General features: G+C 42.6%; 9 protein-coding genes. All 9 read left to right on the top strand.

Annotated elements, in window-relative coordinates:
* On the top strand, positions 1–1,371 hold a 1,371-nt coding region (locus A3766_RS10625), incomplete at its 5' end, for a polysaccharide biosynthesis C-terminal domain-containing protein (RefSeq protein ID WP_068642179.1).
* A 63-nt stretch (positions 1,372–1,434) separates the two neighbouring features.
* Positions 1,435–2,736: a phenylacetate--CoA ligase family protein gene (locus tag A3766_RS10630; RefSeq protein ID WP_156498100.1), complete on the top strand. Its 1,302-nt coding sequence runs from the start codon at positions 1,435–1,437 to the stop codon at positions 2,734–2,736.
* The gene (locus A3766_RS10635) at positions 2,733–3,878 is read left to right on the top strand and encodes a glycosyltransferase (RefSeq protein ID WP_068515642.1); all 1,146 of its coding nucleotides are present in this window, start codon (positions 2,733–2,735) and stop codon (positions 3,876–3,878) included. The genes A3766_RS10630 and A3766_RS10635 overlap by 4 nt, the downstream gene beginning before the upstream one ends.
* Before the next feature lie 60 nt (positions 3,879–3,938).
* Positions 3,939–4,568: a polysaccharide deacetylase family protein gene (locus A3766_RS10640; RefSeq protein ID WP_068508504.1), complete on the top strand. Its 630-nt coding sequence runs from the start codon at positions 3,939–3,941 to the stop codon at positions 4,566–4,568.
* A gap of 2 nt (positions 4,569–4,570) precedes the next feature.
* Positions 4,571–5,758, top strand: a complete 1,188-nt coding sequence (locus A3766_RS10645; protein WP_068515645.1) for a glycosyltransferase family 4 protein — start codon at positions 4,571–4,573, stop codon at positions 5,756–5,758.
* A gap of 14 nt (positions 5,759–5,772) precedes the next feature.
* Positions 5,773–6,300: a serine O-acetyltransferase gene (locus tag A3766_RS10650; RefSeq protein WP_068515648.1), complete on the top strand. Its 528-nt coding sequence runs from the start codon at positions 5,773–5,775 to the stop codon at positions 6,298–6,300.
* A gap of 100 nt (positions 6,301–6,400) precedes the next feature.
* Positions 6,401–7,468: a glycosyltransferase family 2 protein gene (locus A3766_RS10655; protein ID WP_197476022.1), complete on the top strand. Its 1,068-nt coding sequence runs from the start codon at positions 6,401–6,403 to the stop codon at positions 7,466–7,468.
* A 30-nt stretch (positions 7,469–7,498) separates the two neighbouring features.
* On the top strand, positions 7,499–8,665 hold the full coding sequence (locus A3766_RS10660) for a hypothetical protein (RefSeq protein WP_197476023.1): 1,167 nt from the start codon (positions 7,499–7,501) through the stop codon (positions 8,663–8,665).
* 252 nt (positions 8,666–8,917) lie between these two features.
* On the top strand, positions 8,918–10,847 hold a 1,930-nt coding region (locus A3766_RS31015), incomplete at its 3' end, for a hypothetical protein (RefSeq protein WP_068642181.1).

The following is a 10,847-nucleotide window of genomic DNA, read 5'->3' on the forward strand; positions in this document are numbered from 1 at the left end:
CTGACAAATGCAGGTATTTCTACTGGTGCAATAAAATTTATAGCGGAAGCACGTGCTCAGGGGCGCGAAGAAAAGATACCGGCAATATTTAAATACTTCCATAAGATCCAAATGCTCAAGACTGCTCTAGTAACAGGAGGCTTGACTGTGCTTGTGCTTCTTGTGCCAAACTTATTGATCGAAGAGCAGTACAGGCATTTACTGTTTTTTCTGATATTGGCAATTATTTTTAAAAGTGCGCATATGTATCGTGTGGGGGTGTTTAAAGGCTTCGAGCGTTTTGATTTCCTTGCTTATACCGTGTTGTTGGTGGCGCCAATAAACTTACTACTGGTTTGTGTGGTTAAATACTTAATGCCTGAATTGGCAAACTTCTACATGCTGTTTTCGGGCGTTGCTGTATGTTACTGGTTTATTTCGGGTTTTTACTTGAAGCGTTTGAGCCTAAAAAAGGGGGGGGAGCCAGCTATAACGCTTGATACGGCTTTACGGAAACGTATATCACATCATCTAAAAATTGTATCTATCAATACTATTATTGGCAGTCTGGCTATTGGGCAGTGCGAGGTTTTATTGTTAAAATATTACGCAAGTAACGAGGCTATTTCGTACTTTACGATTGCTCTGACTATCTCTGGTGCTGCCTTGTTATTGGTTCCCGGCGTATATAGCTCGGTTCTACTACCAGTTATTGCTCGCTCGGTGGCTGATGTAAATCAGGATCCTGCCGTGCGTATCAAGGAATCATCGCGTTACTTGTTCACATTAGGGGTAATGGTGGCCGCACCAACCTTGTATTTTGGCGAGCATGTGGTGGCGCTTCTCTATGGTGATGCCTTTTCTCAGGCGGGTATTATATTAGGGTTCTTTATTGTTGTGGGAACACTGAATGCTTTTAAGGAGCCGGTGAATGCTTATTTGCTCAGTGTTGATAAGCAGTCGCTGATGCTTAAGCTGAGTATTTTTGCGCTTATTCTGTCTTTGAGTGTGAATTTGACTCTCATTTCTCAGTGGGGGTTACAGGGTGCTATCACTGCATACATTATCGTGGCAATTGTTCTTGTTGTCGTGCTTCTCGGGATCGCTTATCGCTTCCTGGGGATTGTTCCGGATATCAGAAAACTATTGTGGGTGCTTGTTTCTGCATTTGTTTCCTTACAGTTCTCGATCTATGTATCCGGCTTTTTTGAGGGGGTTGTGGAAATTATCGTTGGCTATATTTGCTTCGGGTTAGTGTATCTGCTGTTGCTGATCGTGCTGAATGCACTGAGTGCCAGCGATTACCAAATGCTAAAAACGATGAGCGAGCGTTTAGGGCCAAAAGTGTCGGCAATAATTTGTCTGCTTGTGAATGTACGCTTAAAGATATAACAGGGACGAGATATGTATAGCTGGTTGTTTAGAACATTATTATATCCGCTTTATGAAACACATATGGCTAAGCGTAAGACGCTTGCTTATGTTCATGAGTACCAAGAAAACCAAAATCGTTCTCTATCTACTCTGGAGTCTATTCAACTAGATAAGCTTCGAGCCTTGCTGGTTCATACTTATGAGAATTGTGCTTTTTATCAGTCGCAGTGGGATCAGATTGGATTTGACCCCGCCGCTGTAGAGAGTGTCAAAGACCTTGAGGTATTACCTGTACTTGATAAAGATGTTATTCGTGATAACTACGAAGGCTTTGTAGCAGCTACACATAAAGGGAAGAACATTAAGAAAGCTACCGGAGGTTCATCCGGTGTGCCGTTCAGGTTTGAATTGGATCAAGAAAGTAATGAGCGCCGGCAAGGAGTCATGTGGAGAGGGTATGGAAACCTTGGTGCCGGGCTTGGTGTTAAATCACTTTATTTGTGGGGAGCGAACATTGCGCCTGTTGGTGCTAAGTCAGCCCTTAAAGATAAGCTTTATCACGCTTTCTATAATCGAAAGATATTAAACTCTTTCGAAATGACGGCATATAACTTGGGAACTTATGTTGAGCAGATTAACGCCTACAAAGCTGAGGCAATAGTTTCTTATGTCAACCCTTTGGTAACGTTGGCAGATTATATTATCGAGAATGATATAACCATTAAATCACCTAAGTCGATTTTGACTGGCGCCGAACCATTATATGAGTTTCAGCGGGAAAAAATCGAAAGAGCTTTCCGAGCGCCAGTATATAATACTTACGGTTGTCGGGAGTTTATGTTGATTGGTTCGGAGTGCAAAGAAAAGAATGGTTTGCATACAAATATTGATCACCTTGTTGTAGAGCTGTTGGGAGATCAAAATAAAGTGATTTCTGAAGCCGGAGTGTCTGGTGATGTGGTGGTAACCGACTTGCACAATTACGGCTTTCCACTTATTCGGTATCGAAATGGGGATCGTGCGACGATTTCTTCTGCTACCACTTGTCAGTGTGGTTCGCCTTTCCCGCTGCTTCAATCTATTGATGGCCGTAAGCTGGACGTGATTAAGACGCCCGATGGGAGAACTATTCCGGGCGAGTTTTTTCCTCATTTGCTAAAGGATTTCACCAGTATCAAACAGTTTCAGGTTGTGCAAAATACCTTGGATAGTGTTGATATTTTCTTGGTTTTATTTTCGGAGGATTCTGATCAGTTAAAACGAGTCAAACACTTAGTTGAAGAAAATGTTGGTAGCGAAGTGCTTGTGAATATTGAACTCGTTCCTGAGATCGCCTTAACATCAAGTGGTAAGCTGAGAGTCACTATCAGTAATTTATCATGAAGCTTCTTATCGTTACGAACTTATACCCACTGCCATGGGAACCGAATCGCGCAACTTTTAATAAGCAGCAGTTTGACCGCTTGGCAGAGCGGCATGAGCTTACACTTATCGTCCCAATTGCTTGGCCAGAATATCTTCGCAAGAGAGCGCAGATTAGTTCCTATTCTGCCAGCACTAAATACACAGTTAAGTATATTTGCTATTGGTATACGCCGAAGCTATTTCAGCAGCATTTCGGTCATTTTATGTTTTGGTCGGTCTTAAAAGGCGCGAGGGAGTTAATTTCCTTTTCAGATTTTGATGCAGTGCTAGGTAGTTGGGCGCATCCTGATGGTTTTGTTGCGCAAAAGCTCTCATATAGGCTGAAGCTACCTTATTTTATTAAGGTGCACGGCAGTGATATCAATGTGCTGACAGAGGATAAGAATAGAAATAAACAGATTCAACAAGTATGCAAAGGGGCTACGCATATTTTTACGCCCTCTGATGCTTTGCGGCTTAAGGTTTGTGGCTTGGGAGTTGAGAAGTCTAAGGTAACCAGAGTATACAACGGTGTTGATAATAAGTTGTTTTATCCAGAGGAAATAGCGTCAAATCCTTATTTCTTATTTGTCGGAAACCTTAAAAAAGATAAAGGTGTGTTAGACCTCCTAGATGCGTATGATGGCTATGTAAAAAGTGGAGGGAGTAAACTATTAAAGTTTATTGGTGATGGCGCTATGAGCCCGGTATTGGCTGAAAGAGTCGCTGCTTATGGCTTAGAGGCCAAAGTTTCTATGTTAGGAGCCCTAAAGCATGCTGATACAGCAAAGTATATACGCCAAAGTGGTTTGTTAATACTTCCTTCGTATCATGAGGGAGTTCCAAATGTACTGCTTGAGGCTGCAAATTGTGGCGTACCGGTAGTTTCTACTCGAGTAGGTGGCATTCCAGAAGTGGTTAAGGATGGAGTTTCAGGTATTTTAATCGAAGCAGGCGATTGTGAGGCCTTAACTAAAGCTATGGTGGACTTTGATCTGAATACTGCTTGCTGGAATAGAGAAGTTATTAAGGCTCACGGAAACCTGTTTTCATGGCCAAAGAATGTAAATGAAATTGACCAAATTATATGTAAAGCAGTACAAGGAAGTTCGGATGCATAATAGCCGTAATGTAATATTGATTTGTAATTATTCCAAAAAAATTGGACAGAGTATATTTACGTGTTGAAGCAACTTTTAAAGACGTTAGTAGCTAAACTGCTTCCCTCATCAGTTTTATTGCTGAAGGGGGCGTCAGGAGAGGCTTCTGTTTACCTGACTTTTGATGATGGTCCAACGCCTAATGTTACCGATAAGTTGTTTAGCTTATTAGAAAAGCATAATGCTAAGGCGACATTTTTTGTAATTGGGAAAAAACTAGAACAACACTTCGAAATTGGGAAGAGCTTGGTAGAAGCTGGTCATGTGGTGGGTAACCACTCTTATGACCATATTGATTTTGGGCGTTTGCCTCTAGGTAAACAGCTAAAACAGGCAAATGATGCGGATGCTTGGATTAGTAAGCTGGAACAGTCGGGTTCCAGGTTGTTTCGGGCGCCGCAAGGGCGCTGGAGTTTTGGTTTGCTGTTTTCGTTAGTGAAAAACAAATTTCGTCCAGTGCATTGGAGCTACGATTCATTAGATTATTCCAATCTGAGTGCTGATCAGATTGTTGAAAACTTTAAGCAGAAACCGGTTGTAAATGGTGAAATTCTTTTATTTCACGACGACGCTGAGAAGTGTGTGCAGGTGCTAGAGATAATGCTTCCTCTATGGGAGAAGCAAGGGATTCAGTTTAAGGTGATTAGTTAATTATGAACATAGTTTACCATCATAGAACTCGTGGGCATGGTGCTGAAGGTGTCCATATTATGGGAATCGTCAATGCATTTAGAAAGATGGAACACCAAGTAACACTTCTTTCTCTTCCAGGCTCAGACCCGGAACATAAGGAAGAGCAGGTCTCTGGAAATAGTGTAAAGCAAGAAAGGGCTCCTTCCTTGATGTCTAGAATGCTCCATAAGCTAATGGAGATGACTAAGTATGTGCCTGAGTTTGTTTTCGAATTGATAGAACTTGCCTATAACCTAATCGCTTATATGCGGGTAGGTAAACAGCTTAAATCTCAAAATGCTGACATGTTATATGAGAGATATTCACTATTCATGTTTGGCGGTGTGTTGAGAGCTAGAAGGCTTGGTATTCCGGTTATTCTTGAAGTGAATGATGCTGCAATCGTTGAGCGGGTGCGGCCTTTGTTTTTTAAGGGGTTGGCTCGAAGAGTAGAAAAATGGGTGTTTAAGAAATGTGATGGGGTAGTGTTCATCTCTACTAATTTCAAAAACACTGTTGAGCGTGAACACGGAGTGATTGCCCCCAGTGTTATTTGCCCAAATGCGGCGGATATTGAACAATTTACCTTAGCTGGGGTAGATCGAACTCAAGTCAAAAAAGATCTAGGGCTCGAAGGCAAGGCGGTTTGCGGCTACGTTGGGGCCTTTGTTTACTGGCACGGCATTGATTGGTTTGTCAAAGAAATCGCACCTCGTTTAGCTGCTGAGCCTCAATTAGCTTTATTGTTGGTCGGTGATGGTGTTGTGTTTGAAGAGATCTTGGCTGTTGTGAGGGATAATGGTCTACAGGGGCAAGTGATTATGCCAGGTCGTGTGCCACATGAAAAAGTTGGGGATTATATTGCTGCAATGGATTATGGCATCCTTCCTGATTCCAATGAATACGGTTCGCCAATGAAGCTTTTTGAGATGATGGCGATGGGGGTTGCCTTGGTTTCGCCGTCATTCGAACCGATTGCAGAAGTCGTTGAAGATGGGGGAACTGGTTGGCTATTCCCCCCAAATGACAGAAAAAGTGCGGTTGAAAAGGTCATTGAACTATCAAAAGATACTCAAAATATCGAAAGAGTTGGCGAGCAGGCTGAGTCTTATATTCGTGATGAAAGGCAATGGACACATAATGTTCAGAAAATTTTAACGTTATTGTGAGGTCTTAGGTTTCGATGCTTAAATTGTTTCTTCAGGATATGCGCTATAAACAGAAGGTATTTGCTGATGATGGCGCCCCGGTAAGTTTGTTAAAAATATTCTTGAGTGATGGTACCTGTGCCAACTTTTTATACCGCTTGATGCAGGCTTGTTCGTCGTCTCGCCTGGGTTTGCCCTTCGCATTGTTGTTTCAATATCTGAATAAGTTACTTAACCAATGCGTTATTGGTTTAAGGGCTGATTTTGATAAAGGTTTTGTGCTGATGCACCCCGTTGGTGTTGTCATCAATTCCAATGTTCAAGGTGGACAGCGGATAGTCGTCGAGAGTGGTGTTGTAATCGGCGGTGAAAAAGGAAAAACACCTTGCCTGGGGGGAAATATTTTTATTGGTGCTGGCGCGAAGGTTATTGGTGGTGTCAGTGTAGGGGATAATACCAAAGTCGGTGCGAATGCTGTCGTGGTGAAGGATGTGAGTCAAGGGGATACAGTTGTTGGTATTCCTGCTAAGCCTGTTAAAAGAGTGAAAAAGATTGATGCTTGAAATGATATTTTGGATATCTCTCGCTTTAGTGGTTTATAGCTATGCGCTATATCCGCTTGTACTAATTTGCTTGAGCAGTTTCCGGCAGGCCAAAAAAGATATGTCATTTGTCCTGAAGAAAGACTCTAGAAGAGCAGATAATGTGCTTGAGAGTGATTTACCTGCTGTGGGTGTGATTATATCTGCCTTCAATGAGAGCGACTGTATTGCTGACAGAGTTAAAAACCTTCAAGAATTAAATTATCCAAAAGATAAAATTAAGTATTATATTGGCTCTGATGGTAGTAAAGATGATACCTCAAGCATTTTGTCAGCTATTGAAGATCCAAACCTGGTATTCATTGATTTTGAGGAAAATCGTGGTAAAGCTTCTGTTTTAAATGACTTGGTAAATCAAGCTGAAGAGGAGTTGCTAGTTTTTTCAGATGCGAATACAGAGTTTCAGGCGGATTCTATTCGTATGCTCGTGCGGCATTTTCAAGGGGATAACCAGGCTGACGCAGTGTGTGGAGAGCTGGACCTATATGCGGAAGAGACTGGTGAAAACTTAGATAGTGCCTACTGGCAGTATGAAAGAATATTGAAGTTTAATGAGTCTAGAATTTCGGCTTTATTAGGGGCAAATGGAGCGATTTACCTTATTCGTAAGCAGCTTTATAAGCCGATACCTCCCGACACTGTAGTAGATGACTTTACGATTGTTTTTCAGGTTGCTGTCGATGGCGGCGTTGTTAAATACGAGCCTGAAGCGGTTGCTCGTGAAGAGGTTGCGCCTTCTTCAGCTGATGAATATAAGCGTCGTGTTCGAATTGGTGCTGGAAATTTTCAGGCTTTCAGTCGCTTTTTGGCAGTGCTGAGTCCTCAGTATGGTGCCTTATGGTTCTCATATATCTCTCATAAAGTACTTCGCTGGCATGCACCGCATTTATTGCTTGTTGCCTTTTTCTGTTCGTTGGTTCTTTCATTTAACTCTTTCTTATACTCAAGTTTATTCATTATTCAGTTATTAGTTTATTTTGCTAGTTACCGTTGTAGAGACTCACTGATTTCAAACAAGTTGGTCAAGCTGGTTATCTTTTGGGTGAATATGAATTTTGCTTTAGGGCACGGAGCTTTGCGCTACTACAGTGGTGGTGTTAAAGGAACATGGGATAGCACAAATCGCTAAGGTTAGGCTTAGAAAAGGAAGGGGAATATTTTGTTTGGTTTGATTAGTGGTCTGGTAGTGTTATGTCTAGCGGTGTTCGCATTGGCTGTTGTCATGATACGAAAAAAGAACATGCACATATGGTTGGGGCATTATATTTCTATCAGGCTTAAAGGTAAGCCAAAGGTAGATGGGCCAGTGCACATCATGTTTTGTTTTGTGGATCACTATGAACCTCAGTGGGGGCGCCCGAATAGTCTAGAGGTTGAGCGGCAACGAGTTGATCGTTGGCATCAGGAGTATCCTGCTGCTTTTGGCCATATTCTAGATGCTGATGGTTGCTTGCCTAAGCATAGTTATTTTTACCCTGAAGAAGAATATCGTAAAGAACACTTGGATAAGTTGCAGGACCTTTGTGCTCAAGGTTTTGGTGAGCTTGAAATACATTTGCACCATGAAGATGATACGAGTGATAACCTGCGTGAAACATTGACTCGTTTTGCAAAAACCTTAAATGAAGAGCATGAAGGCTTGGCTGTTAATCCGGAAACTGGTTTGCTCTCTTATGGTTTTATTCATGGCAACTGGACTTTGGATAATTGTCATCCGGAAGGTAAATGGTGTGGGGTCAACGACGAGTTGATTGTGCTAAAGGAAACAGGTTGCTACGCAGACTTTACCCTGCCTTCTGCTCCCAGTGAGACCCAAACCTCAACGGTAAACTCGATATATTATGCTACTGACGACCCATTGCGGCCTAAGTCTCATGATAAAGGAGTGAAGGTAAAAGTGGGGCGTGAGTCATCTGGTGATTTGATGATTATCCAGGGGCCTCTGTGCCTGAACTGGAAAGAGAGAAAATGGGGGGTTATGCCGAAAATAGAAGCGGGTGATGTTCGCAAGTCAATACCCCCTTCTGAACACCGTGTTGATATGTGGGTGGATCAACATATTCATGTTGAGGGGCGGCCGGAATGGGTATTCGTCAAAATACATACACATGGTACGCAAGAGATGGATATCGATACATTGTTAGGTGAACCTACAGTAAAAATGTATGAGTACCTGGCTTCAAAATATAATGATGGCGAGAAGTATAAGATGCATTTTGTTTCATCAAGAGAAATGTATAACATCGTAAAAGCTGCAGAAGCAGGAAAGACGGGTAACCCTAATAAATTCCGAGATTTCTTGATACCTAAGCCTAAGGGGGTTTAAAAAAGCTTGTCATTTTATTGACGTATTTAGGTGTCATTAGTGTTGGCTATTCGTCGCGCAGTGTGTTGAATTAGTCTAAGTAAAATGCTTTTAAGAGCGTTAGAGTAGTGGTTACAAAATTAATGTATTTTTTGCTAGATATGTCTGCAGCTTGACCTACTTTTGTTATGTAAGGGTCAAACTTTTTTACATTTGTCATTCGTTAAGAATTTTAAGAGGTACATCACGATGAAAGCTTTAAGATCGTGTTTTATGAGATATAGTGCTGGAGCATGTCTACTCATAGCGGGGACATCAGTTCATGCGTTAAATACGCAGATCACCTTACAAGCTGATAGTGAAGTAACGCCGACAAACTCTGAGGTCGTCACCTTTGGTTTGCCTCTGGCAGCGGGTGAAGTGACTGATATTTCGGAAATCAAGGTTCTGAATGGTTCAACGGAATTAGCAGCCTACGTTGAAGGTGGCTTACGTTACCATTGGTCTGATAACTCTATTCGTTCGGTGACAATCCAGCTGCAAAATGTCGATATGACCGGTGGTAATATAGACCTGACAATTACAGATGGTGGTGCAGCAGTCACACGCTTGTCTGAAGTTGCACACTCTCTAGGTTGGGCGGCTGCAGGCGCAGATAAAAATAACCTGCCTTACCCACGAATTTTTGCCTTGCACGATACAAGCTATTTGTCCGAGTCAGGCCTGATTCCTCCTTATGTGCCCTCAAGTGGTTCGTCAGACGGTTTTGAGCAATACCAAGTAGGGCAGTTCGAAAATTGGGCTGGTGGGCTTGATTATAGCGCTTCCAGTGGAGGTAATTGGTTGTTTGATCGATCAAGTGCCATGTTCAAAGCGTATATGTCTACTGGGCGGGTAGAATTCTTAAAAGAGGCATTCCTATCGAAGCAGTTCTACTTCTCGCATGTGCGGAATGATGGAACGGCCCCGGCAATGGCTGGTGGTGATGGTTGTTTTACATTTGGTGGTGTTGCTTGTGCTGATGGGAAATATATTGCTCCGCAGCAGGCTAAATTGAGCTGGGCCCTTACTGGCGATGATAGTCAATGGGATGATCCATTAATTACCAATATGGCGTTACAATCTGACTTGGGATGGAATCAATATGGTACGAGAGACACCTTTAATAACGAGAATGAAGGTTTTACTGAGCGCGGGGCAGGTATAGCAGGACTAGCAGAGATTAATGCCTATGAAATGACGGCTGATTCAACGGTTTTAGCTCACCTTAATGAGCGAATTAACTCTCTGAAAGATATGCAGCAAACTGAAAAAACCTGGGATGTAGAAAATGGTTGGACACCGAAAAGTGGTGGCTTTACTCATAATATCGATGTTCACGAAGGTGTGCATAATGAGGGGAGTGCACCATTAGGTGATAGTAGCTCTAGAGGCTTCTCAGCATGGATGACTGAGAATATCGTAGATTTCCTCTGGCAAGCTTACTGGATAACAGGAAATACCGATGCGCCAGAAATGCTAAGACGCATCGCGTCTGCAGTTGAAAATTATGGCTTTACCTCGAATTACAATTCAGAGCTAGGACAGTATGTAAGGAAGGAGGGTTTTACCGGGTATAATAAAACTAAGAGCTGTAATACTACCGGTGCCGAAACAGACTTAGTTTACATGGCGAGTGCTCATGCCCCGTTATCATCTCGGATTAGTGATGACTGGTGGCCCTATTACTCTGATACACATAATATTGAAACAGTTTTGACTCTCGGTGCAGGTTACTACTTTGAAACCGATGAGGCTAAAAAGGTTCAGCTTTCTACTCGAATCGGTAAGATTATCGAAGGCTGGGTAAACCCGAACTGCGCAGAGGTCTTTAGCAATGTTTATAGGCTTTTCAATTGGCAGCATCGTTCTAACTCTGTTCGTACATGGCAGTGGGTTGCAGAGCAAAGTGGCGTAGAGGTTGTGACTCCAGCACAAAGTTTACCACTGGCTCCAGGTTTATTTGTGGCTCGAATAGTTAGTACAGGTGGTACGGATTCTGGCAGCACAGGTGGTACAGATTCCGGCAGCACAGGTGGTACAGATTCCGGCAGCACAGGTGGTACAGATTCTGGCAGCACAGGTGGTACAGATTCTGGCAGCACAGGTGGTACAGATTCTGGCAGTACAGGTGGTACAGATTCTGGCAGTACAGGTGGTACAG

The sequence above is a fragment of the Oleiphilus sp. HI0132 genome (assembly GCF_001635845.1).

Excerpts from the sequence above, each read along its gene's own strand:
- A3766_RS10630 (WP_156498100.1), top strand. The coding sequence starts at position 1,435 with ATGGCTAAGCGTAAGACGCTTGCTTATGTTCATGAGTACCAAGAAAAC.
- A3766_RS10635 (WP_068515642.1), top strand. The coding sequence starts at position 2,733 with ATGAAGCTTCTTATCGTTACGAACTTATACCCACTGCCATGGGAACCG.
- A3766_RS10645 (WP_068515645.1), top strand. The coding sequence starts at position 4,571 with ATGAACATAGTTTACCATCATAGAACTCGTGGGCATGGTGCTGAAGGT.
- A3766_RS10650 (WP_068515648.1), top strand. The coding sequence starts at position 5,773 with ATGCTTAAATTGTTTCTTCAGGATATGCGCTATAAACAGAAGGTATTT.
- A3766_RS10655 (WP_197476022.1), top strand. The coding sequence starts at position 6,401 with ATGTCATTTGTCCTGAAGAAAGACTCTAGAAGAGCAGATAATGTGCTT.